This is a genomic window from Stenotrophomonas sp. FR010 (assembly GCF_047520755.2).
Classification (GTDB): domain Bacteria; phylum Pseudomonadota; class Gammaproteobacteria; order Xanthomonadales; family Xanthomonadaceae; genus Stenotrophomonas; species Stenotrophomonas sepilia.
The window spans coordinates 134,339-159,392 of sequence record NZ_JAXBQT020000010.1 but is presented as its reverse complement, the minus strand read 5'-3'; the positions used below and the strand labels follow the sequence as shown (position 1 = coordinate 159,392).

Annotated in this window: 24 protein-coding genes; 7 read left to right on the top strand and 17 right to left on the bottom strand. The window is 66.8% G+C overall.

From position 1 onward, the window contains the following. Positions 1-156 precede the first annotated feature (156 nt). The 4 genes from ACM0PK_RS11420 to mdoH are packed head-to-tail and all read right to left on the bottom strand — an operon-like array spanning position 157 to position 4,581. A complete protein-coding gene (locus ACM0PK_RS11420) occupies positions 157-888 on the bottom strand; it encodes a LytR/AlgR family response regulator transcription factor (protein ID WP_053497027.1) in 732 nt (243 codons plus the stop codon). 10 nt (positions 889-898) lie between these two features. Next, the gene (locus ACM0PK_RS11415; RefSeq protein ID WP_005419547.1) at positions 899-1,942 is read right to left on the bottom strand and encodes a sensor histidine kinase; all 1,044 of its coding nucleotides are present in this window, start codon (positions 1,940-1,942) and stop codon (positions 899-901) included. Positions 1,943-1,945: 3 nt separating this feature from the next. Further along, entirely contained in the window at positions 1,946-2,605 is a 660-nt protein-coding gene (locus ACM0PK_RS11410; RefSeq protein ID WP_005419549.1) for an alpha/beta hydrolase, read from the bottom strand. Positions 2,606-2,655: 50 nt separating this feature from the next. After that, positions 2,656-4,581, bottom strand: a complete 1,926-nt coding sequence (gene mdoH / locus ACM0PK_RS11405) for a glucans biosynthesis glucosyltransferase MdoH (RefSeq protein ID WP_414607829.1) — start codon at positions 4,579-4,581, stop codon at positions 2,656-2,658. 499 nt (positions 4,582-5,080) lie between these two features. Here mdoH and ACM0PK_RS11400 point away from each other — a divergent pair, with 499 nt between their 5' ends. Then, a complete protein-coding gene (locus ACM0PK_RS11400; protein WP_180885037.1) occupies positions 5,081-7,114 on the top strand; it encodes a TonB-dependent receptor domain-containing protein in 2,034 nt (677 codons plus the stop codon). 60 nt (positions 7,115-7,174) lie between these two features. Here ACM0PK_RS11400 and ACM0PK_RS11395 read toward each other — a convergent pair whose 3' ends face one another. Then, positions 7,175-7,345 (bottom strand): hypothetical protein, encoded by a 171-nt coding sequence (locus ACM0PK_RS11395; RefSeq protein WP_172412093.1) that lies wholly within the window; start codon positions 7,343-7,345, stop codon positions 7,175-7,177. A 214-nt stretch (positions 7,346-7,559) separates the two neighbouring features. Here ACM0PK_RS11395 and ACM0PK_RS11390 point away from each other — a divergent pair, with 214 nt between their 5' ends. Next, entirely contained in the window at positions 7,560-7,946 is a 387-nt protein-coding gene (locus ACM0PK_RS11390; protein ID WP_014648516.1) for a DUF2628 domain-containing protein, read from the top strand. A 77-nt stretch (positions 7,947-8,023) separates the two neighbouring features. Here the strand turns inward: ACM0PK_RS11390 and ACM0PK_RS11385 are convergent, their stop codons facing one another. The 3 genes from ACM0PK_RS11385 to ACM0PK_RS11375 form a co-directional block, all read right to left on the bottom strand. Further along, positions 8,024-10,555: a methyl-accepting chemotaxis protein gene (locus tag ACM0PK_RS11385; RefSeq protein ID WP_414607828.1), complete on the bottom strand. Its 2,532-nt coding sequence runs from the start codon at positions 10,553-10,555 to the stop codon at positions 8,024-8,026. Between the two features lie 210 nt (positions 10,556-10,765). Then, positions 10,766-11,659 (bottom strand): NAD-dependent epimerase/dehydratase family protein, encoded by an 894-nt coding sequence (locus ACM0PK_RS11380; protein WP_180885039.1) that lies wholly within the window; start codon positions 11,657-11,659, stop codon positions 10,766-10,768. Between the two features lie 98 nt (positions 11,660-11,757). Then, complete coding sequence (locus ACM0PK_RS11375) at positions 11,758-12,669, bottom strand: S41 family peptidase (protein WP_414607827.1); 912 nt, start codon at positions 12,667-12,669, stop codon at positions 11,758-11,760. Between the two features lie 50 nt (positions 12,670-12,719). Between ACM0PK_RS11375 and ACM0PK_RS11370 the strand changes: the two genes are divergently transcribed. Further along, positions 12,720-13,184 (top strand): MarR family winged helix-turn-helix transcriptional regulator, encoded by a 465-nt coding sequence (locus ACM0PK_RS11370; protein WP_414607826.1) that lies wholly within the window; start codon positions 12,720-12,722, stop codon positions 13,182-13,184. 4 nt (positions 13,185-13,188) lie between these two features. On the opposite strand, the gene ACM0PK_RS11365 is transcribed toward ACM0PK_RS11370, so the two are convergent. Continuing rightward, positions 13,189-13,323, bottom strand: coding sequence for a hypothetical protein (locus ACM0PK_RS11365; RefSeq protein ID WP_414607825.1), 135 nt, complete (start codon positions 13,321-13,323; stop codon positions 13,189-13,191). Positions 13,324-13,504: 181 nt separating this feature from the next. On the opposite strand from ACM0PK_RS11365, the gene ACM0PK_RS11360 reads away from it, so the two are divergent. Continuing rightward, complete coding sequence (locus tag ACM0PK_RS11360; RefSeq protein ID WP_180885045.1) at positions 13,505-13,807, top strand: KGG domain-containing protein; 303 nt, start codon at positions 13,505-13,507, stop codon at positions 13,805-13,807. Between the two features lie 125 nt (positions 13,808-13,932). On the opposite strand, the gene ACM0PK_RS11355 is transcribed toward ACM0PK_RS11360, so the two are convergent. The 3 genes from ACM0PK_RS11355 to ACM0PK_RS11345 all read right to left on the bottom strand — a co-directional run bounded on the left by ACM0PK_RS11355 (position 13,933) and on the right by ACM0PK_RS11345 (position 15,198). After that, a complete protein-coding gene (locus tag ACM0PK_RS11355) occupies positions 13,933-14,283 on the bottom strand; it encodes a VOC family protein (RefSeq protein ID WP_072167239.1) in 351 nt (116 codons plus the stop codon). A 104-nt stretch (positions 14,284-14,387) separates the two neighbouring features. Then, entirely contained in the window at positions 14,388-14,588 is a 201-nt protein-coding gene (locus tag ACM0PK_RS11350; RefSeq protein WP_061478113.1) for a hypothetical protein, read from the bottom strand. Between the two features lie 91 nt (positions 14,589-14,679). Further along, positions 14,680-15,198, bottom strand: a complete 519-nt coding sequence (locus ACM0PK_RS11345) for an SLOG cluster 4 domain-containing protein (protein ID WP_180885047.1) — start codon at positions 15,196-15,198, stop codon at positions 14,680-14,682. A gap of 174 nt (positions 15,199-15,372) precedes the next feature. Here ACM0PK_RS11345 and ACM0PK_RS11340 point away from each other — a divergent pair, with 174 nt between their 5' ends. Then, positions 15,373-18,723: an autotransporter domain-containing protein gene (locus ACM0PK_RS11340; protein WP_414607824.1), complete on the top strand. Its 3,351-nt coding sequence runs from the start codon at positions 15,373-15,375 to the stop codon at positions 18,721-18,723. Between the two features lie 70 nt (positions 18,724-18,793). Here ACM0PK_RS11340 and cml read toward each other — a convergent pair whose 3' ends face one another. After that, complete coding sequence (gene cml / locus ACM0PK_RS11335; RefSeq protein WP_134970935.1) at positions 18,794-19,981, bottom strand: CmlA/FloR family chloramphenicol efflux MFS transporter; 1,188 nt, start codon at positions 19,979-19,981, stop codon at positions 18,794-18,796. Positions 19,982-20,234: 253 nt separating this feature from the next. Then, positions 20,235-20,687 carry a PA2169 family four-helix-bundle protein gene (locus tag ACM0PK_RS11330; protein WP_005419568.1) on the bottom strand — a complete coding sequence of 151 codons (453 nt, stop codon included), beginning with the start codon at positions 20,685-20,687 and terminating at the stop codon, positions 20,235-20,237. 467 nt (positions 20,688-21,154) lie between these two features. On the opposite strand from ACM0PK_RS11330, the gene ACM0PK_RS11325 reads away from it, so the two are divergent. Continuing rightward, complete coding sequence (locus tag ACM0PK_RS11325) at positions 21,155-21,796, top strand: glutathione S-transferase family protein (protein WP_414607823.1); 642 nt, start codon at positions 21,155-21,157, stop codon at positions 21,794-21,796. Between the two features lie 23 nt (positions 21,797-21,819). On the opposite strand, the gene ACM0PK_RS11320 is transcribed toward ACM0PK_RS11325, so the two are convergent. Next, positions 21,820-22,227, bottom strand: a complete 408-nt coding sequence (locus ACM0PK_RS11320) for a hypothetical protein (RefSeq protein ID WP_134970939.1) — start codon at positions 22,225-22,227, stop codon at positions 21,820-21,822. Positions 22,228-22,276: 49 nt separating this feature from the next. Beyond that, a complete protein-coding gene (locus tag ACM0PK_RS11315) occupies positions 22,277-22,696 on the bottom strand; it encodes an H-NS histone family protein (RefSeq protein WP_005419573.1) in 420 nt (139 codons plus the stop codon). Between the two features lie 118 nt (positions 22,697-22,814). Here ACM0PK_RS11315 and ACM0PK_RS11310 point away from each other — a divergent pair, with 118 nt between their 5' ends. Beyond that, on the top strand, positions 22,815-23,207 hold the full coding sequence (locus ACM0PK_RS11310) for a DoxX family protein (RefSeq protein WP_019660763.1): 393 nt from the start codon (positions 22,815-22,817) through the stop codon (positions 23,205-23,207). Positions 23,208-23,225: 18 nt separating this feature from the next. Here the strand turns inward: ACM0PK_RS11310 and ACM0PK_RS11305 are convergent, their stop codons facing one another. Further along, positions 23,226-25,001: a serine hydrolase domain-containing protein gene (locus ACM0PK_RS11305; RefSeq protein ID WP_235646750.1), complete on the bottom strand. Its 1,776-nt coding sequence runs from the start codon at positions 24,999-25,001 to the stop codon at positions 23,226-23,228. Positions 25,002-25,054 lie beyond the last annotated feature (53 nt).

The following is a 25,054-nucleotide window of genomic DNA, read 5'->3' as shown; positions in this document are numbered from 1 at the left end:
TGGCGCCATCGAGCCCCCATGGATGGGTTTACGGCGTGTCCCGCCCGCCCATCCCGCCTCACCCAACACGCAACAACACAGAGCCGACAACCCGCTGTTGCTGTTGCTGTTGCTGTTGATTTCGCAGCAGTCGCGGCCGCAGGCCGCGCGGAACACTCACAGATGCCGCAGTTCCTGCTTCAGCGTCGCCACGCACCGGCGGCTGACTTCCAGCGGCTGCTTGCCATGCCGCAACACCGCCTGCACCTGCCCGCCCGAGCCCCGACGCAGCTCCACCAGCTCGTGGCGTGCCACCAGGCAGTTGCGATGGATGCGGATGAAACGACTGGCGAACTCTTCTTCCAGCGACTTCAGCGATTCCTCGATCAGGTCCTCGCCGCGCGCGTGGTGCACCACCACGTACTTCTCCTCGGCCTGCAGGTAGTGGATATCGTCCAGCGGAATCAGGCGCAGGCTGCCGCGCAGGCGTGCGCACAGCACGCTGCGTGCCTGCTGCCCGCTGTGCTCCTGCGGCCGGCCATCGCGGCCGGCCAGGAACGTGCGCGCACGTGCGATCGCCGCCGCCAACCGTTCGGCACGCACTGGCTTCATCAGGTAGTCGATCGCTGCGGCCTCGAACGCCGACAGCGCATGCGCATCGTAGGCGGTGCAGAACACCACCGCAGGCCGAGGTTCGAAGCTGGCCAGGTGGCGGGCCGCTTCCAGGCCATCCAGCCCGGGCATCGCGATATCCAGCAGGACCAGGTCCGGCTGCAGCTCCGCGCACGCGTGCAGGGCCTGCTCACCGTTGCCGGCCTCGGCCACCACGTCCACGCCGTCCTGTGCCGCCAACAGGCTGCGCAGGCGCTCGCGCGCCAGCGGTTCGTCGTCGGCGATGACTACCCTCACGATCGTTCCCTCACTGGATCGGCACTGTCACCTGGCAGGCATAGTAGCCCTCGCTCCAGCCAGCCGTCATCCGCGCGGTGCTGCCGAAGCGCCAGGCCAGCCGATGGCCGATGCTGTGCTGGGCATGGCCGGCGCCGCGTGCCAGCGCCAGTCCCGGCGCCTGCGGATCGGGTGCCGGGTTGCGTACGCGGATCTGCAGCTCATTGCCCTCGCGCGCCAGCTGCAGTTCGATGGTGCCGCCGTCGGGCAGGCGCGAGATGCCATGCAGCACGGCATTTTCCACCAGCGGCTGCAGTACCAGCCTTGGCAAGGGCAGGTCCCATGGCAGCGGCTCGTCGCGCTGCCAACGCACCTGCAGGCGTTCGCCCAGGCGCAGCGATTCGATCGACAGGTAGCGCTCTGCCAGCTCGCATTCGTCGCGCAGGGTGGAATCGCCCTCGCCCGCCCCCAGCGCGGCACGGAACAGATCGGACAGGTCGAGCACCGCGCGCTCGGCGACTGCCGGGTCACGATGCAGCAGGCTGGCGATCAGGTTCATGCTGTTGAACAGGAAATGCGGGCGGATACGCGCCTGCAGCGCGTCGGCCTGCGCGCGCGCGTTGGCCTGCACCTGCGCGGCCCAGCGATCGCTTACGTAGAAGTAGCGCAGCGCCAGCGCGGCGATCAGCGCCGTGGTTGCCGCGCTGCCGAGGGTGAAACGCCAGAAGCTGATGCCGCTGGCGAAGCTGTCGCCCAGCACCGCGTACAGCGCGTGCACGATGCCGGCGCAGACCACCGCGATCAGGGTTGCCAGCACGGTCGCCGCAATGGCGCCCAGCACCGGCGGCAGCCGCGACAGGGTCTGCCGCAGCAGGCACAGGCTGGCGGTCACCGCCAGCGCCAGCCACAGCGCGAATCCGCTGGCCGACAGCAGTTCGCCGAAGGTCCAGTGACGGCTGCCGTCCGGCGCCAGCGCCAGTACCACCACCACCAGCTCGGCCAGGCCGAGCATCGCCGCCAGCCGTGGCAGGCGGCACAGTTCCGGCATCCACGGCGGTGTGCTGGCCGGCGACATGGCTCAGGCGGCGCCCAGGCGTTCCTGCAGCCAGTCACCCAGTGCCTGGATCTCCTCGGCACAGACCTGGTGGGCCATCGGGTAACTGTGCCACGCCACATCCAGGCCCAGCGTACGCAGCGCCTGCGCGCTGTGCGCTGCGACGGCCTGCGGGATCACCGGGTCGCCACTGCCATGGGCCATGAACACCGGCACCTGCACCGCGCCGTCAACACGCGTGGCGCTGTCGGCTTCGGGCAGATAGGTGGACAGCGCGATCAGGCCGGCCAGCGGCGCGGTACGCGAGAGCGCGGCCGTCAGGATGATCGCCCCACCCTGCGAGAAGCCTGCCAGGAAGATCTTCTCCGGCGCGATGCCGCGCTCGATCTCGCGCGCGATCAGTGCGTCCAGCTGCACCACCGATTCCTGCACGCCGGCCATGTCGGCGCGCGAACGGAAGTCCATGCCCACGATGTCGTACCAGCCGCGCATCGGCACGCCGTTGTTGATCGTGATCGGCCGCACGGGTGCGTGCGGGAACACGAAGCGCAGCGCCGGCCAGTGCGGCCGCACCAGTTCCGGCACGATCGGCGCGAAATCATGGCCGTCGGCGCCGAGGCCGTGCAACCAGATCACCGACCACTGCGGCGAGGCGCCGGTTTCCTGTTCCACCGTTTGCAGCATGATGCGGCTCCTTCAAGTTCGAGCCGCATTATGCCGCTGGCGCGGGGCAATCAGTGCAGCGGCGGTTGCTCGGCCGCTTCCCGCCGCAGCTGCGCGGCGCGTACCAGCACCGGTGGCGGGATGTTCTCTTCGGGGATATCGAGCAGGCCGAGGCGATGCAGGAAAGCACCGGGGCCGCGCGAGGAGGTCAGCGCCACCACCGGAACGGCCAGAACCATGCCGATCACCACCGGCGCCATCCAGGCCGCCAGCGACGGCGATACCGCCCAGGCCAGCACGCCCATGAAGGCGCCGAACACACCCAGGCCACCGTAGCCACGGATCAACGCCATCCACGAGATGCCGCCGTCGTCACGCTGCTGCGCGTCCCAGCCGGAATCGCGCCCGGACAACACTTCGGCCACGCCGCGTGACTGCACGTACATCACCACCGGCGCCATCAGCGCGGCGAGCACGGTTTCCACCAGCATCGATACGAAGGCACGGATCGGACCGCCACAACCGCGGCGGTCGACCGGGTCCAGCAGCATTGCCAGGTAGCCGAGCACCTTGGGCAGCAGCAGCACCGCCATGGTGGCGGCGAACAGGCGCACCACCTGTTCTTCATCCTGTGCGCGCCAGTACACGCTGGGCGACAGGTGCAGCAGGGCGTTGAAATCGATGCCTTCCTGGAACAGCGGGATGGCGATGCCGATCAGCATCAGCATCGCCCACATCGGTGCGGTGAAATAGTGGCCGATGCCGATCAGCATGTGCGTGCGGCTGATCCAGTGCAGCCCGCGGCTGCCGACCACCTTGCCATGCTGCAGGTTGCCCTGGCACCAGCGACGGTCGCGCACCAGCAGGTCGGTCAGCGTCGGCGGGCCTTCCTCGTAACTGCCACCGAGGTAGGGCACCATGTGCGCGGCCCAGCCGCCACGACGCATCAGCGCCGCTTCGACGAAATCGTGGCTGAGCACGTGGCCGCCGAACGGCTTGCGCCCCGGCAGCGCCGGCAGGCCGGCGTGGTCGGCGAAGGCGCGGGTGCGAATGATGGCGTTGTGGCCCCAGTAGTTGCTCTCGGCGCCGTGCCACCAGGCCACGCCGCGGGCGATCACCGGCCCGTACACGCGGCCACCGAACTGCTGCATGCGCGCGAACAGGGTGCGGCCGCCGATCACTGACGGCAGGGTCTGGATCAGTCCGACGTCGGCGTTGTGTTCCATGCCGGCCACCAGGCGCACGATGCTGTCGCCGGTCATCAGGCTGTCGGCGTCAAGGATCAGCATCTGCGGGTAGGCACCGCCGAAGCGGCGGACCCAGTCAGCGATGTTGCCGGCCTTGCGCCCGCTGTTGTCACCACGTCGACGATAGAACAGGCGCGTCTGCCCCTCCGGCACACGCTCGCGCAGCTCGGCGAACACCTGTTCCTCGGCAGCGGCGATGTCCTCGCGGCGGGTGTCGCTGAGCACGAAGAAGTCGAAGCGGTCGAGCTGGCCGGTGGCCGCCACCGACTCGTAGATCGCCTGCAGGCCCGCCAGCAGGCGGCGCGGGTCTTCGTTGTAGGTCGGCATCAACAGCGCAGTACGGCTGTGCACGACCGGCAACGGCTTGTCCGGGTCGATGCCGAGCCGATAGCCCCGGTCGAACACAGCGGTCAGGAAGCCGGCCAGGGCGCTGGCAAAGGAGAGCGCGATCCAGGCAAACAGGCCGACGAACAGCACCAGCAGGCAGGCTTCGAGCACGCTGATGCCATTGGCCGACAGCACCCGCCACATCATCCGCGTAGCCAAGGCGGTCATGCCGAGCGTGCCACCAAACAGGTACAGCCGGCGCAGGCCGATCAAGCGCGGCGAGGTGCGATGCCGCCGGACCTTCAGCGCGCCTTCGCGCAGGGTCTGTTCGGGCATCGGCAACGGCGATTCAGCGGGCAGCAGCGCCCAGCCGGCATCGAGCCGGGGCGTTCCTGCTTCCGCATGGATGGTCTGCACCCCCATCGTCGCTTACTCCGCGCCGTCGGCACGGCCGGCCATCCCGGCCGGGCTGCATGCACCAAGGTTCCCGGCGCGCTTTCCCGGCGCCCGCACTTGTCCTGGCTGTGTCGGCCTCACGCCGCACAGTCGATGTCTGTCACTACCGGAACCCACACGATCTCCAACGGGGCGGAATCGAAAATGCGGCCCAGTCTAGGGCCCAGAATGTAAGCCGGGTGCGAAGGTCTACACCGGGATTTGTCCCCATTCAGCAAATAGCAGGCGATCACGCCAGGGCATGGCCAGATGTCACTGCATCGCCCCCGGTACTGGATCGTAACAAACGCGAACGGTTATCATTTAATCAACCAGGCAGGTCACCGTCTTCCGCACGGCCGCGACCCACCCAGCTGCGCCGGTCCTGACCGCGCACCCGACGACCCACGGAAGGGGGGGGGGCTGCCTGCTGTCTGCCTGCGCCTGCTGCTTCCACCGGGTCACCCCACCTCCCATGGAAGCCGTCATGTCCCTGTCGTCCCGTTCCCGTTCCGCGCGCCTGCCGCGCACCCGCCTGGCCACCGCCTGCCTGCTGGCCCTGCCCGGCCTGGCCGCCGCAGAGGCCGCCGCCGATGCCTCCACCAAGGACCTGGATACCGTGGTGGTCACGGCTTCAGGCAGCCAGCAGTGGATCAAGGATGCCCCGGCCAGCATCAGCGTGATCAGTCGTGAGGACATCGAGCGCCAGCCGGTGCCGGACCTGGCCGCCCTGCTCAGCCGCGTACCGGGCGTGACCGGCGGCCTCAGCGCCGTCGGCGAGCAGTCCAAGATCAAGCTGCGTGGCATGCCGTCCAACTACACGCTGGTGCTGGTGGACGGCAAGCGCATGGGCAGCTCGGCCTCGACCAACTATCGCCCCGACCTCGGCCGCCAGGACCTGAACTGGATCTCGCCGGACCAGATCGAGCGCATCGAAGTGGTGCGCGGGCCGATGTCGTCGCTGTATGGCTCCGATGCGATGGGCGGGGTGATCAACATCATCACCCGGCGCATCGGCGACGAATGGAACGGCAGCGCCACCCACAGCTACACCCGCCCGGCTGACGGCAAGCGCGGCGATACCCAGCAGATCGGCGCCACGTTCTCCGGACCGCTGGGCGAACGCTTCGGCCTGCGCATCGGTGCCAACAGCATGCGCCGCGATTCGGACCGCTCCAACGGCGGTGTCTCCGGCAATGCCTACGCGGGCGAAAAGGACCGCAATGTCGATGCGCTGCTGCAGTGGAAGCTGAGCGACGCACAGGAACTGTCGCTGGAAGCCGGGCACGGCGTGCAGCAGGCCTTCATCGATGCGTCGCTGGAAAAGCAGGACGAAGGTGCCTGGGGTGCCAGTGAGCTCAAGCGCAGCTCGCTGGCGCTCAACCACGATGGCAAGTGGCGCTTCGGCAATTCGAAGATCAGTGCGTACTGGACCGAGTACAGGAACGACATCGGTGCTGCCGGCCGTTCCGAAGCCACCGATACGATCATCGAGGGCAGCCTGACCACACCGTTCACCCTCGGCGTTGAACACCAGTTCGCCGTAGGCGGCCAATGGAAGCGGCAGGAGCTGACCAACACCGACACCATCGGCCGCGCGCCGATCGACTATGCCGGCAACGCGGTCAGCGGCTCCACTCTGGACGTGGACACCTGGGCGCTGTTTGCCGAGGACGAGCTGAAACTGCACCGCACCCTGGCCCTGACCGTGGGCGCGCGCCTGGACCATCACGAGCAGTTCGGCGGCCACGTCAGCCCGCGTGCGTACCTGGTGTGGCACCCTGCCGAACAGTGGACGATCCGCGGTGGCGTCTCCAAGGGCTTCCGTGCGCCCAGCCTGACCGAGAACTCGGCCAGTGCCGCTACCCAGTCCGGGGGCCGCGGCTGCACCTCGCTGATCCCGCTGGGCTACACCCGCGGCGGGTGCTACATGGCCGGCAACCCGGACCTGGATCCGGAGACCAGCACCAACCGCGAGATCGGCATCAGCTTCGACAATGACCTGGTCGATGTCGGCGTGACCTATTTCCACACCGACTTCCGGAACAAGATCGAGTACGCACCACTGGGCCGGTTCAATGGCATCTGGTGGACGCGCATGAGCAACGTACAGCGCGCGCGCACCCGCGGCATGGAAGGCAACCTCAACGTCCGCTTCGGCGAGCAGTGGCGCTGGCGCACCTCGGCGACCTGGATGAAGGAAGCCAGGAACCTGACCACCGGCCGCAACCTGATCGATACGCCTGAGTTCTCCGGCTATTCGTCGCTGGACTGGGCGCCCAGCACGGTGTTTTCCGGCAGCCTGTCGGCGCAGTACACCGGCAGGCAGACCGGCACCGCCACGACCTTCCTCAAGGCCTATACGCTGTATGACCTGACCGCGGCATGGAACGTCAACGAAGTGCTGACCCTGCGCGGTGGCGTCAGCAACCTGGCCGACAAGAAGCTGTATGCGGAAGGCTCCACCGACTACTTCGTCGCCGGGCGCAGCTACTTCCTGAGCATGACCGCGCGGTTCTGACCGGCGGCACGCGCCGTGATCGCGCTGGCGACATGCCAGCGCGATCGACGGTGTTGCGGGTTACTCGCTTTCCAGCGCGGTCGGTGCCGCATCCCGCGTGGCGGCCGTGCGCGCACGGTCCATCGCCACCGCCAGTTGCTGGCGTGCGAGCAGTTGTTGTGCCTGCACCACTTCAGGTGTCGGCAGGAGCACCGGTCCCGGTGCGTTTTCCGGTGTAGCAGCTGTGGTCATGCAACCTCCATGGACATCCCGCCGCCGCACGGGTTCAGCCGGGGCGGCAGCGGAACTGCGCACCCTATCCTAAAAACGAGGCGGGCGGGTGACGGCGCGGCGCTTGGCCGCAGGCGCGGGAACAAGGCAGGCGTCACATTCTTGACGCTAGCGCTTGGATCCTGAATAGGACTTGTCCTATCATGAAAACGTTTTCTCACAGGGATGTTTCCCAATGAATACCACCGACCTGTCCCAGTTCAGCCCGAAGTGGCAGTTCCGCTTCAACTTCTTCCGCCAGCACGGCGCCCCCAAGAACCCCGGCTTCAAGCAGGCCTGGAAGGCACTGTCCTTTGGTGACCGCCTGAAGATCAACCTGAACTTCTTCGCGTTGTTCTTCGGTGCCATCTACCTGCTGATTCTCGGCATGTGGCGCAAGGCACTGGTGGTGATCGGCATCAACATCGCGCTGGCCATCGTCAGCATGTTCCTGCCGGATGTCGTCGGGCGCATGCTGTTCATCGCCATGAACCTGCTGGTCGCCTCCAGCACCAACTACAGCTACTACCTGGAAAAGGTGGAAGGACGCGCCAGCTGGAATCCGTTTGAAGGAATGTTCTGAGCCATCAGACCTGCGCAGGATGCGCGGCAAGGATGCATCCGACGCCCGGCAGCCGCCGGGCGTCTTCGTTTCCGGCATCAGGCCGCGCGGCGGGCCATGCCCTCCGGCTCGGCCTGCAGGCGGAAGCGCGACACCGCCACTGCCAGCTGCTCGGCCTGCTCCTCCATCGCACGGGCGGCGGCACTGGCTTCCTCCACCAGCGCGGCGTTCTGCTGGGTGGTTTCGTCCATCTGCACTACGGTCTGGTTGACCTGCTCGATGCCGGCCGACTGTTCGCGCGACGCGGCCGAGATCTCGGCCATGATCTCGTTGACCCGGCCGACCTGACCGACGATGTCCTGCATGGTGCGCCCCGCACCGTGCACCAGCTGCGCGCCGGCACCGACCTGGGCCACCGAGGCGTCGATCAGCTCCTTGATCTCCTTGGCAGCACCCGCCGAGCGCTGCGCCAGCGCCCGCACTTCACTGGCCACCACTGCGAAGCCACGGCCCTGTTCACCGGCGCGCGCCGCTTCCACTGCGGCGTTCAACGCCAGGATGTTGGTCTGGAACGCAATGCCATCGATCACCGAGATGATCTCGGCGATGCGCTGCGATGACGCTTCGATCTGCTCCATGGTGTGCACCACCTGGCTGACCACCTGGCCGCCTTCGCTGGCCACGCTGGCTGCGGAACCGGCCAGCGTGTTTGCCTGCAGCGCATGGTCGGCATTCTGGCGCACGGTGGAGGTCAGTTCTTCCATCGACGCGGCGGTTTCTTCCAGGTTGGCGGCCTGCTGTTCGGTGCGGCGCGACAGGTCGCTGTTGCCGGCGGCGATTTCACCGGCGGCCAGGCGGATGCTGGCCGCCGACTGCTGGATCTGGCCGACGATCTGGGTCAGCTGCTGCACGGTGCTGTTGGCATCGTCGCGCATCACCGCAAACACGCCGTGGAAGTCGCCCTGCATGCGCGCACTGAGGTCACCGGCGGCGATCGCGCGCAGCAGCGTCGACAGTGCCGCCAGGTTGTGGTCGCTGACCTGCATCATTGTGTTCAGGGTCTCCACCATGCGGCGGAAATCATGCTCGAAGCGCAGTGCATCACCGCGCACGGCGAAGTCACCGGCGGCGGCGGCGGCGGCCAGTTGCTGGATCTGCTCGTTGATCGCGGCCAGGTTGCGCTTGGTGGTCGCCATTGCGGCAGTGAACACCGCCTTCTCGCCCGGCAGCACTTCCATGTCCACGCTGAGGTCGCCCACGGCATAGCGCTGCATCACTTCAACCAGGCGCTGGGTGACCGCATTGCTGGAGGCCACCAGCTGGTTGCTGTCGGCCACCATGCGGCCGTACTCGCCCGGGAAGGCCGCAGCATCCATGCGATAGCTGAGTTCACCGGCATCGTGCCGGCGCGCCATTTCGGCCTGCGCAGCCATCACCGACTGCAACTGCCCACGCATGCCCTGCATTGCGTCCAGCAGGCGCCCCACTTCGTCGTTGCTGCGCGCCGGCAGCGTGCTGTCCAGCTTGTCGGCGGCGACATCACCGGCCACGCGTACCGCTTCGGCCAACGGGCGGATCGCCAGGCGGCGCAGCAGCACGTAGACGCCGGCGCTGAGGGTCAGCGCGGCGATCACGCCGACCAGCAGGGTCAGCCACAGCAGCTGGCGTGCCTCAGACACGATCACCGCATGCGGCATCACCACGCCCAGCGCGAAGCGTTGCGGGGCGTCGCCCACGCGCAGCGGCACATACACGCGTACGTTGCCGGCCGCGTCGGGGCTGAAGGCCTCGAACGGACGGTCGGCGGCGATGTCGGCCAGCATGCTGCGGGTCAGGGCATCGTTGCGCGGCTTGCCGATCTCGGCGGCATTGGCCGAGGCCAGCACCACGCCCTTGGGCGACAGCAGTTCGACGCGGCCAGCCCCCATCGGCTTCAGCGTTGACAGGTGCTTCTGCAGCGCTGCCAGCGAGAAGTCGACGGTGAACACGCCCAGGAATCTGCCGTTCTCGATGATCGGCGTGCTCAGGGTGCTCATGAGCACCTTCTGGCCGGCGATGTCATAGGCGTAAGGTTCGCTGACCTTGGGCAGCTTGTCGCGGCTGGGCACCATGTACCAGTCACCGGAACCGCTGGCAGTCTCGGTGTAGTCGGTCATCACCGACTGCTGCGGTTTGCCGTCTTGCCAGGCCCAGTAGCTCATGTAGCGGCCGGTGGCATCGTGTGCTTCGGTATTGACGAACTCCGCATCCTTACCGTCGAAGGCATCGGCCTCCCACATGGTGCTCTTGCCCAGCCATTGAGGATGAGCACGCAGCTGTTCGCCGAGCACCGCCGCCAGGCTGGCGCGGTCGGGTATGTCACCACGGGCACGCTGGGCCAGCACGGCCTCGACCATGGCGTCATTGCTGGCGAAAGCCGTGCCCAGATCAGCCGCCACCTGGCGTGCCTCAGCGTTGGCCTCGCTGGTCATGGTCTGGCGCGAGGCGCTGATCAGACTGGCGCTGGCCTGCCGGTAGATCAGGAAGGCGGTCAGGCCGAAGCACAGCAGCGCGATCACGGCGGTGCCCAGCATCAACTTGTGGGCGATGCTGCCCGGGCGTTGGGCAGTGGCAGAGCGGGAAGAAGACATGGGAGGGTCCGCAAGCAGTTCAGGACGACCGGCACCACGAGGGCACCGCGCAGGCGCGCGATCCGTCGCGCAGGCCACCGGCAGCCGGGGCGCGCCCGGCGCTGGAAGCGCACTGGGTTAGCGGCCGCCCGCCAACGAGGTTGAGGCGGTCGGCCTGCACATTCCTGAATCCGCTCAGGGTCGGCTCAGCGTTCCCCCCTCGCGATGCCCTCACTCGGCCACGCGGTCCTTGATCCACTGTGCCCGCGGCAGTACCTCGATGCTGCCGACGGCATACTGCTGCAGCACGTCGTCCGGCCCGAAGCACGGTTGCCAGCCCAGCTCGCTGCGCAGGCGGGCACTGTCGTAGACACGGTCGATGCTCAATGGCAGCGGCCAGCCACGGCGTTCGAACTCGGCCAGCAGCTGCGGCGCGCGACGGGCCAGCACGCTGCGCGGGTGCGTGGCCAGCTCCAGGCAGTCCTCGCGCCGGAACGGCGTCGGCGCACAGGCGAGGTAGCGCGCGAACGGGGCGCCTTCGTCGAGCAGCAGTGCAGCATGTGCGCTGGCCACATCGCGGGCGTCGATGCCGCGATGCAGGCGGAACATCGCCATCCGTTCGGGCGGTTCCGGGAAACACCGGCCCATGCGCAGCACGCGAACGCTGAAGCCCGGCGTGGCGGCGGCTTCGGCCAGGGTCTCTGCCTGCAGCTTGGTACGGTGGTAGATCGTGCGCGGCAGCGGCTCGGTGTCTTCGTCGATCCAACGGCAGCCACCGGCCACCACGGCATGGCCATACAACGCAGTGGTGCTGGTCAGCACGAAGCGCCGTGCACCGGCTTCGCGTGCCGCCTGCAGCAGGTGTGCGGTGGCCTCCACGTTGATCTGCTGGAACACCGCATCCGGCACCAGGCCGACATGCGGGGCATGCAGGGCCGCGGTATGGATGACCGCATCCACGCCCTGCACCGCACGCGCGACGGCCTGCCGATCGCTGACATCGGCAATGATGCGCGTGGTGGCAAACGGACTGCGGTCCAGCCCCACCACTTCGTGGGCAGCCGCCAACGCACCGAAGATCGCGCGCCCGATGCGGCCGGAACTGCCGGTCAACAGAATCTTCATTGAGTCCATTCACTCGAAGCGCCCGGGAACTACCGGGATGCTTCGATTCTAGGCATGCAATCGCGCATCCGCGATAGGACAGCCATGCAATCGTGCGTTCATCTTGACGACTTCGCAGGCGCCAGCAGTTGCCGCGCGATGAACAGCGGATCGTCGCCGCCGGCCACATCAGGCCTCACGCCAGTACGTTCCCAGTTTCCACCGGTGCGCAGATTGATGGGTTGCCGGTCGGGAATACTGATCTGATAGCCATCGGGCAGCAGCACAGGATCACCAAACATATGAGCGGCACCGCCACTGCGCGTGCCGACAATCCGCGCGCGGCCCAGTGCCTGAAGCGAATAGGCGACGAACTCGGCCGCCGAACCGGTGCGGCGGTCGATCAGCACCACCAGCGGTTTCAGGTACGCAGGCAGGCTGGCAGGCGGCAGCGGTACCGGCGTGCGCCGGCCGCGCTGGTCCAGCTGCTGCACCGCGTCGATCTTCGCGTCCAGCAGCGTGCGTACCAGCAGGTCGGCACTTGCATCGTCGCCGCCCCCGTTCTGGCGCAGATCCAGCACCAGGCCATCGGTGTCGGCCAGCAGGGCAAGGGCCGCAGCGAACTTCGGGCGCGCCAGATCCAGCGGATAGAAGGTACTCAGCCGCAGGTAGCCAATGTTGCCCTCCATCACCCGCACCTCGCGCACGCCGGCACCATTGCCGCGGGCATCGGCGCGCCAGGCCATCAACCAATCGTCCTGGCCGGCCGCTGCGTCCACGCGTTCAACATGGAAGTGGCCATCGAACATGTCCAGGTCCTGGTTCAGGCGTGCGCTGAACGCAACCGGATCCGAACAGCTGTCCGCATAGCGCTGCTGCACCGACCAGGTGCGCAGGGCATCGACGATACGGGCGCCCTCCGCCTCGTCAAGGTACTGCGCCTGCACGGCGGTGGCCGCCGCGCGCAGCACGCCGTCCTGCGCCGGGCAGGCCCCTGCCAGCAACGCAGCGAGCATCCAGGACACGGCCATCAACCACCTCCGCGTTGAAGATATATAAGCGCTTATATATCATCCTGGTCATGGATCTCCAACACGCCACGCTCGGCACGTTGCTGCGCGCCCTGCTCGACCAGCTGGACCCGGCGGTCGAGCAGGCCTACTGGGACCTGCAACTGGACTACCGGCCCCGCTACACACCGGTGCTGCGCACGCTGATGGCGCAGGGCCCCTGCCGGATCAAGGACCTGGCATCGGCCTGCGGGCTCAGCCATTCGGCGCTCAGCCAGACCGTGGCGGCGATGGTGCGCGATGGCTGGCTGCACGCGTCCAGCGGCGACGATGGTCGTGAACGCATCCTGCAGTTGAGCCCCCGCGCACAGCGCGCGATGCCTGCGCTGCAGGCGCAATGGCAGGCCACTGCCGTAGCGGCGCGCAGCCTCGATGCCGATGTGGGGCAGCCGCTGGAGCAGGTACTGCGCGACGCCCTTGCAGCGCTCGCACAGCGGCCCTTCGCGCAGCGCCTGCAGGACGCCCGCCGGCGCTGAAGCCTTACTGCTCTGCGGCCATTTCGATTTCGCTGGGGAACGTCCAGCCGCCGTTGCCCAGGCGCAGCTCCAGCGTGCGGCACTGCGCGGCCAAAGGAGCTGTATGGCCGAGCACGTACTCCTCTTCGGCCGAGCCCATCACGCCGGCCTGGGTGAAGGGTGCAGTTCATCCTAGCCACGCAGGGCGATGCGCGCAGCGGCGTATCTGCGCCGTGAAAAGCAGTACGGTGCGGCGTGAAGGCAGCCGCACCGGTGCGGACACTCCGTTAGCCGGGGACCGGCAAGGATGAGCTTCCCTTCCATGCAACGGGAGCCTTCCCATGGCCGACCAGCACCACGGCACTTCCCATCGTGGCTTCGCCTCGATGGACCGGGACAAGCAGCGCGCGATCGCCGCAAAGGGAGGACGCGCCGCGCATGCGTCCGGCAATGCACATGAGTTCAGCCCGGCCGAGGCACGCGTGGCCGGCCGCAAGGGCGGCGAGGCGATCAGCCGCAACCGCCAGCACATGGCAGCGATCGGCCGAGAAGGCGGGCACGCTCGCCACGCCAATGCACGGCAGCAGCGGCAAGCGGCCGAAGCGACGCCAACGAGGGACGGTCCACAACGCCAGCAGGGCTGACCGCGGCGCGTCCAGGCGCGCCTGTGCTGCCGGAGCAGCCCGGATGCCGCGAGCAGGGCCAGCACGCCGGTAGACGGTCATCGTCCCGCGCGCACCGTCAGGCGTGGCGAGGCACCATCCACCGCTCAGGCGTGGGCGAGGATGTTCAACAGCCGACCGAACGGATCGCGGACGAAGAAGCGCCGCACGCCCCAGGGTTCGTCGGCCGGGCCATATTCCAGCGCGATGCCGGCCGCGCGCATGCGCTGCAGCACGTCCTGCAGATTGTCCACTTCGATCGACAGGTCCGGCACCGGCGTGCCCGAGCCCCCTTCGCTGGCGAAGCTGACCTGCGCTTGCGCACTGCCCTGCCCGCCGTGGGTGACGATCCAACCATGGTCCATCACCACCGGCATGCCGAGCAGCTCGCCATAGAACGCAGCGGCACGTGAGGGATCGGGCGTGGCGATGTTGGCGACGACACGCTTGACGGCCATGTTCCACTCCACCAGGAAGAATGTGTCGAGACTGCCCGACCTTGCGCACGAACAGAAGAGCCCCGTCACGGACGGGGCCCGTCTTCAGCCGAGCATGGCTGGGCTTACACCGCGCCGCAGCGCTCCATGACACATCGATCGTATTCGTACTGGCATTCCATGGCATCACCACCACCGGACACACATGCCTGGTAAGCCTTCCAGCAGGGTAGATCGCAGGGCTGGACCGGTCCGGCCACGGCCACCGAGCCGCTGCAGGCCAACGCAAACACAACACCGGCGATCACTTTCCCGAAAGTACGCATCGACATCGCTCCTTGATAAGCCTGGTGATCCCAGGCCGGGCCACCTTAGCGCTGCACACGGGACGCTGGGTGAAGGCCGATCCCGCTCGACTCAGCGGTGCAGCAACCCCAGCACACGCAGCTGCCCGGCCAGCTCATCAATGTTGCGCCACGGCAGGATCGGCGAATTGCCGCGCTCGTCCGGCGGGTTGTCCGGCAGCGCATCGGACCAGCCACCGGCCCCCACCAGCGGCAGCAGCGGCCGCTTGTGCAGCCAGGCCAGGCAAACCTCCGAGATCGTACCGGCGCGCCCGCCGATCACGATGCAGGCATCACCGGCCAGGGCCATGATCAGGTTGCGCGCATCGCCCATGCCACAGGGCACCACCACCGTGGCGGGCCAATCGGTTGCCGGCATGCCGCTTTCCGGGATCACGCTGAGCACCTGGCCACCGGCGGCTACCGCCTGCTCGGCAGCTACCCGCGTAGCGGCACTGCCACAGCCGCTGACCAGCGTGATGCCCTGCACGGCCAGGAAACGCCCTGCTTCAGCTGCGCGCTCGAACGCGTCGCTGCCAGGATCGGCACTACCCAATATCGCCAACTGTGGTTTACGCAATGCGCTACGCATGGACGGCTCCAAGGCCTCGAAAAGAAAGGTCGCGGCGCCCGGCCCGGCGGAGCCACGTCATGCACCGATCACACAACATTAACACGTTCATAAAAATCCCTTCACATTACTGGGGGATATCGCCATGCCTTTGCGTTAACGGCCTTGATGTCCGTCAACCAAGGAAGTTGTCCGATGAATCACCCGCTGTACGGCCGTTCGTCCCGCTCCCTGGCGCACCGCCCGCTGGCGCTTGCCGTCGCCAGCTCGCTGCTGCTGGTCACCGCACTGCCAGCCATGGCCAGCGAATCACTCGAGGCTTGGCAGCAGCAGCGCCAGATGCAGGCTGCATGGGCGCAGCCTGCTGCCAACGCTGCACCCTCAGCGACGGCCGCTGCACCTGCCGCCAGCAGCACCGCCGTTCTTGGCAACCCGGGCGATCCGGCCAGCTGGCGCAGCGATGAGTTCAACGCCGATTGGGGCCTGGGTGCGATGGGCGCGGACTACGCCTATGCACGCGGCCTGACCGGCAAGGGCGTACGCCTGGCGCTGTTCGATTCGGGCTCCGCGCTGGCGCATCCGGAGTTTGCAGGACGCAATACCTCCAGCATCACCATCGGTGCCGACTGCGCGACGCCGGGTGTGGTCGCGGGGACCGGTGCCTGCGGGCAGACCCGCGGCGAACAGCCCGGCTACAACTACTACGGCCTCGGTGCCGGCGTTCCGGCCGCACTCGCGGCACGCCTGATCGCGGCCGGCCAGCCCTATGGCTTCAGCTACGCCGACCACGGAACGCATGTACTTGGCACCATCGGCGCCAACCGCAATGGCACCGGCATGCATGGCGTGGCCTTTGGTGCGGATCTCACCGCCGCCCGCGTGTTCGGCGACACCTACTATGAGTGGCGCCTGGATCCGGACAAGTACTATCGCCCGCGCGCGGTGTACCGCACTGATCCGGATGACGCCGCCACGCTGGATATGTATGCACAGATCCAGGCGCAGGGCGTGCGTGCCATCAACCACAGCTGGGGCATCTCCACGCGCAACATGACCGCCGCCGCGCTGGACCAGCAGTACGCCAACATCGGTGCCGACTACGGCGTGTATGGCAGCATCTACGCCAACAATGGCGATACCCCGGGCTCCACCCTCATCCAGGTGTGGTCGGCTGGCAACGGCAGCGGCGCCGTCGCCGGAATCACGGCCGCCATGCCGCGCTGGAAGCCCGAACTGGAACCGTACTGGCTCGCGGTCGCCAACGTCCGCCGGCCCAACGCCGCTGCGGGCGAAACCGACTATGTGATCGATGGCAGTTCCAGCATCTGCGGCGTTGCCGCCAACTGGTGCATCTCGGCACCCGGCACCGACATCGTCAGCACCATCGTGTCCGGCGATATCCAGGGCCGCGTCGAGAACACCTCCGCCTATGTGCGGCTGATCATCGACAGCGAGAATACCCAGTACGTCTATGGCACCAAGACCGGCACGTCGATGGCGGCGCCGCACATCACCGGCGCGCTCGGCCTGCTGATGGAGCGCTTCCCCTATCTGGACAACGCGCAGGTGCGCGACGTGCTGCTGACCACCGCACGCGACCTGGGTGCAGCAGGCATCGATCCGATCTACGGCTGGGGCATGGTGGACCTGAAGAAGGCCATCGAGGGCTACGGCTCGCTGCGCGTGGACACCAACGTGGTGATGAACCAGAAGGCCGGCGGCCTGAAAGTCTGGGAAGGCGATGCCTGGGACAACTGGACCAACGACATCGGTGGCCCTGGCAAGCTGACCAAATCCGGTATCGGCTGGCTGCGCCTGAGCGGCAACAACAGCTTCAACGGCGCGGTACTGCAGGACGGTACGCTGGAATTGAACGGCGCCAACACGCTTGCCTGGGCGGTCGAAGTACAGGGCGGCCAGTTGCTGCTCAACGGCAGCCTGGTCTCCACCGCACTGACCACTACCGGTGGCGTGAGCGCGGTCAGCGCCAGCGGCGTGTTGAACAACAGCAACCTGGTGATCAACGGCGGCGTGGTGTCCTTCAACGGCACGCAGACCGGCGGCACCACCACGGTCGGCGCCAACGGCCTGCTGAAGGGCGTCGGCACGCTCGGCAATACCCGCGTGGACGGCATCATCGCGCCGGGCAACTCGATCGGCACGCTGACCATCAACGGCAATTACGTGCAGGGTGCCACCGGCGTCTATGCCGCCGAGCTGGCCCCGGGTGGCCGCAGTGACCAGTTGCACGTGACCGGCACCGCCACCCTTGGCGGCACACTGGTCGCGCTGCCGGAGCCGGGTGTGTACTACCTCGGCGAGCAGTTCAACTTCCTGCGTGCCGACGGAGGCATCAACGGCCAGTTCGCCAAGACCGACTTCAGCGCGTTCTCCCCATTCCTGCAGTTCAGCCTGGCCTACGGCACCAACGGCACGCGCATCGACGTCGCCCGTGGCGCTTCACTGACCACCGCCGCGCACACGCCCAACCAGCGTGCCGTGGCGGCCGCCGCCGACCTGCTGCCGATCGCCCAGGGCCTGCCCAAACCACTGACCCAGCTGTTCCCGCAGCAGGTTGGAGGCGTGCTCGATGGCCTCAGCGGCGAGCTGCATCCGGCCACGGCCATCGCCCTGGTCGAGGGCAGCCGCTACGTGCGCGATGCCGCGTTGTCACGCCGTGCCGGCGCCGCCGCACCCGGTAGCGACGTGGGTGACGCGACGGGTGCATGGGTGCAGGCCATCGGTGGCAACAGCAAGCTGGACGGTGACGTCAACACTGCCCGCACCGAAGCCAACAGCAACGGCCTGCTGGTCGGCATCGACCGCGAGTTCTCCGGCTGGCAGGTCGGCGTGCTGGCCGGTACGGGCCGCACCGACGTGAAGCAGCAGGAGCGTCGCGCCAAGTCGAAGATCGACAACACGCACTTCGGTGCCTACGCCAGCCACAACTGGGGCGGTTTCGGCCTGCGCGGTGGTGTGGCGTGGAGCAAGCACGAGGTGAAGAGCACGCGTGATGTCGCCTTCGCAGGCTTCAGCGACAGCCTGAGCGCGCGCTACGACGCCCGCACCCGCCAAGCCTTCATCGAAGCCGGCTACCGCTTCGGTGGCCCGGAAGCCGGGCTGGAGCCCTACCTGCAGGTCGCACGCGTGGAAGTGGACCTCAAGCGCGTCAACGAACGCGGTGGAGCAGCGGCACTGCAGGGCAAGGTGGACGATACCGGAACCACGATTGCCACTGCCGGCCTGCGCTTCGACAAGGGACTGAAGGCTTCGTTCCAGCAGGAGAGCTGGCTGCACCTGCGCGGTGGCGTCGGCTATCGCCGCGCTTCCGGTGATCGCAGCCAGGTCGCCAACCTGGCCTTCGCCAACGGAAGCACGACGTTTGCGGTCAACGGCGCGCCGATCGCCGACAACGCGGTGGTGGCCGAACTGGGCCTGTCGGCCTGGCTGACCGAGCGCCAGCAGCTGGAACTGGGCTACAGCGGCCAGTACGGCAGTGAAAGCCGCGACCACAGTGCGAATGTGCGCTGGTCGGTGCGCTTCTAGTTCCCGTCACGTGTTCTCATGAAGGATTGGGGCGGCCTGATGGCCGCCCTTTTTTTATCACCGGCCGAGGCTAGCGGCGGCCGCGCAACATCGCCGCGGCGACCAGGCTGGCCACTGGCAGCAACAGCCCATAGGCCACCAGCGGCCATACCGTATCGCCTGGCAGCAGCACCGTAGCCAGTGTTCCGAAGCAGGCCACGATCAGGCTCTGCATCGCGTAGTAGAGCGCCACCGCCATACCCGACGCATCGGCAAATTCACTCAACGCGCCGCTGGCAGCCACCGAAACCACCATCACCAGCCCCACCGCGATGCCCCACATGGGCAGCACGGCGCTGGCGAATGACAGTGGCAACTCCGCAGCGAGCGCCATCAACAACACACCCGCCACCATCACGCACAGGCCACGCACGAATGTGCCAGGCACCGCCCAGCGCGCGATGAACGTCTTCGCCATGCGCGACGTGAGGACCATCACCAGTGCCACCGTCGCGAACGCCAGGCTGAAGGTGATCTGGGAGTACTGCATGCGCTCGACCAGCACGCGCGGTGCGATCGAGAAGAACACGAAGAACGTGCCCATCGCGGCACTGAATCCCAGCGTGTAGACCCAGAAGGCACCACTGCGAAGAATTTTCTGCAGTGCCGGTCCAGCGTCCCTGCGCCCTGCGGGTCGGGTTTCCTGCCACTGGCGTTGCGCGCGCAGGACGGCGACCAGGCCAAGCACACCCAGCAGCACGAAGATCGCACGCCAGCCTGCTGCTGCAGCCACCAGTGCACCCAGCATCGGCCCCAGTGCCGGCACGAAGGCCAGCATCGAAGCGAACAGTCCATACAAGGACGCCCCCTGCGGTGTATCCGCGTATACGTCGCGGACGGTGGCAAACGTCGCTACCAGCGCTGCCGACGCGCCAATCGCCTGCACTGTGCGCCAGGCCAGGAAGAACCCGCTGTTGCTGGACAACGCCAGCGCAAACGAGGCAACGGTGAACAGCAACGCCCCCAGCAACAGCACGGGGCGGCGCCCGATCCGGTCGGACAACGGGCCGAACAGCAGTTGACCGACGCCGAGCACCAGCAGGTAGATGCTCAGCGTCAATTGCACCCGCGCAGGCGATGTTCCCAAGGCGCCAGGCATCAAGGGCACTACAGGTAGATAGATATCCATGGCCAGCGAGGCCAGGAGGTCGAACGGCGCCATCAGCGCAATGGCCGATGGCAGGGTATGGGCCCAACGCGGGGCCTGTCGATTGAACATGGGGAGTCTCCGCCCAGAGTGAGTCCGGCGGTGATCCATCCACTTCGCATGCATGGCAGGGATGTTCACCGCAACAACGTCTGCGTCGTTGTTGCGGCTCAGCGAACTGTCTGCGGACCGTTCCCGTTGTTCATGGTGCTCATTGTTGGCAGTGCGGAACCGGCAAGAGTGTAGCAGCGACCAATTCAGGGTGGCCGGGGCAGCGGTGCCGCCCCGGCCGCGGCGTCCCTGGGGAGTGGGACGCCGCTGATCGTCAGGCCGCCTTCATCGCATGCTTGCGCGCGCGCATCACGTTGTGGCACTCCTGCACTTCCGGCAACAGCTGGGTGACTTCTTGGCGGACCGCCGGCGGAAGCTCGTTGTCCTTCAGCACGTCCTTGAACGCGCCCAGCAGGCGGTCCTCCGATTCTTCCAGCTCGGCCACATAGCCATAGTTGGTGTCACCGAAGGCTGCACGCACCTTGCCGTAGAACTGCTGCATCGAACCCACCACGGTGCCATGCTCGGCCGGCTTGCCGCCGCTGGCAGCCACCGAGCCACTCAATGCGGCCACGATGCGACCCTTGACACCGGCAATGCGGGTGAACAGGGCCGACAGCTCGGCATCCTTCACCTTGGTTGCGGCTTCTTCATAGAACGACTTGCCGTCACGGGCGATCTCGATCAGGTCGTTGAGACGGTGTTCGATGGTGGACTGGGTGCTCATGGCGTTGCTCCTGTATCGTCGTTTCGGGGGAGAAAAGCAGCCTCGACCGCGCTGCCTGTGGATCCACTCTGGACACACTCGTGTGGTTCGCAGGTGAGCAACGATTGATACGTACATCACTTCACCCAACCCGCACTGACTTTTTCACGCGGCGGTGGCGCGTGGATCACATCGAGCAATCCTGGGCAGGGTCACCAAGGAACAAAGAGGATGATCAGCACGATCACCAGGACCGCAACGAGTGCTCCCATCAGCACGTTTCTCTGGCGCCAACTGGGCTTCGGTTTTCCGGGGGTATTCATGCCTGTTACCTGTCTCTGCGGATGACCCCGACAGACTGATGTATCCAGGACAGTGCGTGCGTGCAGAACACGTGCAGGCAACGTGCAGGGCACCGCCCGCATGTCGATTTACGGCGCACTCGCTCGTCAGATCATCAAAGCCATCCTTGACCGCGGACTGCTCCCATGCCTCCCATCCTCACCGCCTTCGCCACCTCCCCCGACCGCGGCCAGGGCCTGGCCCGTGACATGCGCGTGCGCTGGGCACTGGAGGAACTGTCGGTAGCCTATGACGTACAACTGCTCACCTTCACCGAGATGAAGCAGCCCGCGCACCTGGCACGGAATCCGTTCGGGCAGATTCCCACCTGGCAGGAGGGCGACCGGACCCTGTTCGAATCCGGCGCCATCGTCCTGCACCTGGCCGAACAGCACCCCGGCCTGCTGCTGCGCGATCCGTACGCCCGCATGCGCGCGATCATGTGGGTGTTCGCTGCGCTGAACACGGTGGAACCCCCCATCGTTGAGCGCTCCATGGCCTGGGTGCTGGAGCGCGAGCAGCCGTGGTACGCACAGCGGCTGCCAATGCTGGATGAGCGGGCTCGGGCGCGACTGGCGCAACTGTCGACATGGCTGGCCAAGGCGCCGTGGCTGGATGGCGATTTCAGCGTGGGCGACCTGATGATGGTCTCGGTGCTGCTGCGCCTGAAGAGCAGCGGGCTGCTCGACGAGTATCCGACGGTGGCCGCCTATGTGGCCCGCGCGACGCAGCGGCCCGCCTACCAGCGCGCCTTCGCCGCGCAGCTGGCCGTATTCCAGAACGGGTAGTTCCACGCCATGCGTGGAAACACTCAGCGCAAGCTGCGCCGGCAGGCGGCCTGCACCAGCATCAGCTGCGCCACCAGGATCAGCATCGCGCAGCCCGACAACAGCCAAGGGTCGATGTACCACTGCTCATTGAAACTGAAGTCGCCTGCGGAAATGCGTTTCCAACCGTTGAAGTGCTGCATCGCTGCGACCACGAAGGCGAAGCCACTCGCTGTGTACGACAACCAGGGCACGATGAGGCTCCCAGGGCGCGCGAACAGCGTCAGCAGGCCGAGCACGCCGATGACCGTGCGCTGCACGCGGCAGTACGGGCAGACATAGGCCATCCCGCTCCATTCCACCGCCCAGGCCAGCAGGCTGACCAACATGCCCGCCACTGCGGCGGCGTGCAGGACTTTCGGCGTGATCGTCATGCCACTCTCGTGTGCCATCCCGTGCTCCTTGGTTGAAAGACCCGGGCAGGGTAGCAGTGCTGCAGCCTCATCCCTTCTTGATGACGGTCCGCTTGCCGATGGTGCTGGTCTTGCCAGCGGTCGGCCTGGCCAAGCCAGGAATCAGGAAATCGGTGACCTTGTGGCCCATCGACACCTTGGACGCCAACCAACGCGGCATGCGCCCGCGACCGGTCCAGGTCAGGCGCTTGTATTCCGGGTCGCGATACTTGGGCGCGACTTTGCCGGATTTACGGCGGGCGGGTTTGCGGGCGGGCGCAGGTGTTTCCGAGGCTTGGCCGCCAAAGAGTTCTTCGAGGGTGTATCCGGCTTCGGCGGCGGCGGCCTTCAGCATCCGCCGCACCGCACTGGCCGGACGGCGGCTGGAAATCAGCTGTTTCCGCTGTTCAGCGGCAACCACCAGGGCACCCAGCTCGCGAAGGCTGAGCGATTCAATATCGATCGTCATGCGGGAAAGGTCTACTGCAGCGCGGCAGCTGTCAAGGCGCCCTGCCCGGCGCGTAGACACGGGCTTCACCGCCGGTGGGCTCCGATCGCCTGCGTCGGCCATCTCCGAGGACCTCGACGTGAGCACTTCATCGCATTCGCTCGCCTACCTGCTTGCACGCATCCTGCTGATGGCCCTGTTCCTGGTCTCCGGGCTGGGCAAGCTCGGCGATCTCAGTGGTACCCAGGGCTACATGGAGGCAATGGGAGTACCCGGCATCCTGCTCTGGCCGACCATCGCGTTCGAAATCGGCAGCGGCCTGTGCATCCTGCTCGGCTTCCAGACCCGGCTGGTGGCGGTCGTGCTCGCAGGCTTCAGCCTGGTCACCGCTTTCATCTTCCACCACAACTTCGCCGATCAGACCCAGCAGATCATGTTCCTGAAGAACCTGGGCCTCGCCGGCGGCTTCCTGCTGCTGGCGTGCACCGGGGCGGGACGTTACAGCATCGATGGGCGTGGGCGGCGCGGATGAGCGCGCGGCATGCCGCCATCACCCCTGGCCCATGGGCGCGACGCGCCGCAGGCGCAGGTTGCGCCATGTCGGCTGGGAGCCGCGAAAATCCACCGCTTCGCCATCGCTGGTGAACAACAATCCTGGCTCCACCTCAGCAACCAGGCGGATGCCATCGATGTACAGCCAGCCGTGTCGTTGCTCCAGCACAACGAACATCGATGGTTTGCCCCATTGGTCAACGCGATAGCGTCCCAGCCAGGGTTGCCAATGGGGCGCCTGCGGCCCGGTGGGCCCATCGATGGGATCGTTCTGGTCCAGGCCATCCTCGCCGTTGCTGCATTCCAGGTACGCCGGCAGCATGTCCGTCGCCGCATGGTAACGGTACGTCGCAACCTCTCCATCGGTGTCCACAGTGAAAAGTTGATCGCCGTCGATGGCCGCAAAGCGGGTACCCTCGGCGTGCGCCCCTCGATGCAGTTGCAGCTCCCCGTTTCCGGCAACCCCGATCTTCGCCTTGCCGCTACGCCCGATCCAGCTTCCCGCCATCTGCTGCATCTGGTCCTGGGTCAACCTGATCGGCGCCAGGCTTGATAGGGGCACACGCGGCTGACGGGGCCCGAAACGCGCCGACAACAGCTGATCGAGCAGACGCTCGCCGATGCCGTACCCCGCAGACGTCGCGCGATTGAACATCGCGGCAAATCCAGCGTTTGCCTGCCTGCAGTAGGTGAACACGCACCCGAATCCGAAGCCCCCGCCGCGGTGGTGCAGCAGCCGCACCGGTGTACTGCCGTAGAGGCGTTCGCTGCGCATGACACCGAGCCCGTAGTCGCCGCCCAGGCCGAAACCATGCATCTCGTTCCAGAGACGGGGCTCAAGCAGTTGCTGCGCACCGGATCGGCCGCCACCGAGCAGGAAGCCAAGATACTTCGCCATGTCGGCGGCACTGGTCCACACGCCTCCCGACACCACCAGCGGCGTCACCGGCGGTACCTGCGTATGGCCTTCCTGGGTTCCCAGTGCCCGCACCTTGCTTGCCAGGTAGACCGACGCATCGGCCGTACTGTCGTGCATTCCCAGCGGCTCGAAGATCCGGCGCTGCAGCCAGGCCGGATAGCTGATGCCCGCAACCTGCTCAAGGACATGACCGGCAAGGTCGAAGCCCAGGTTGGAGTAGCGATAGCGCGTACCCACCGGAAAGCGCAGCCATGTCTGCGAGATGCTGCGGACGTGCGCATCAAAGCCCGGCGACGCCGGTTCGTAGTTGTTGCCCAGTGGCGCCTCGTGCGTGAATCCCGCGCGATTGGCAAGCAGCAGGCGCAGGCTGATGCGCTCCTGTGGAGCATGCTCGAAGCGGCTGCGCACCGTGAACGACGGCAGATAGCGGGTAATGGGCGCGTCCAGATCAAGGATGCCGTCCTGCACGGCCAACAGCACCGCCACCGCCGCGAAGTTCTTCGAGGTGGACTGGATGCTGAACATCGTGCTGGCGTCCACGGGCACGCTGCCCTGGCCTGATACGTGACCGAAGCCTTCAGTCCAGCGCACCTGCCCGCCTTCGACCAGGCAGACGGCAGCGGCACCGATGCCACTGCCTTTCATCGCGGAGCGGATCACGCCGCGTTCCGCTTCGATCAGGCTCCCGGTGGTGACGGTTGGCTGCGCCACCATGACAGCGCCGGTGGTCATGAGCGTGGCCGCCGGAACGGCCGCGGCGTTGGCCAGGAAGGTGCGACGACTGAGCGTACCAGGCATCAGATCACTCCACTTCAGGATGCCGCCATCTTCCCGCCAGCAGAAATGGCAGGGCATGTGTCATTCGGCACAGAGTGCGGTGATCGATGGCGCTGCGCCTTCGCTGGCTG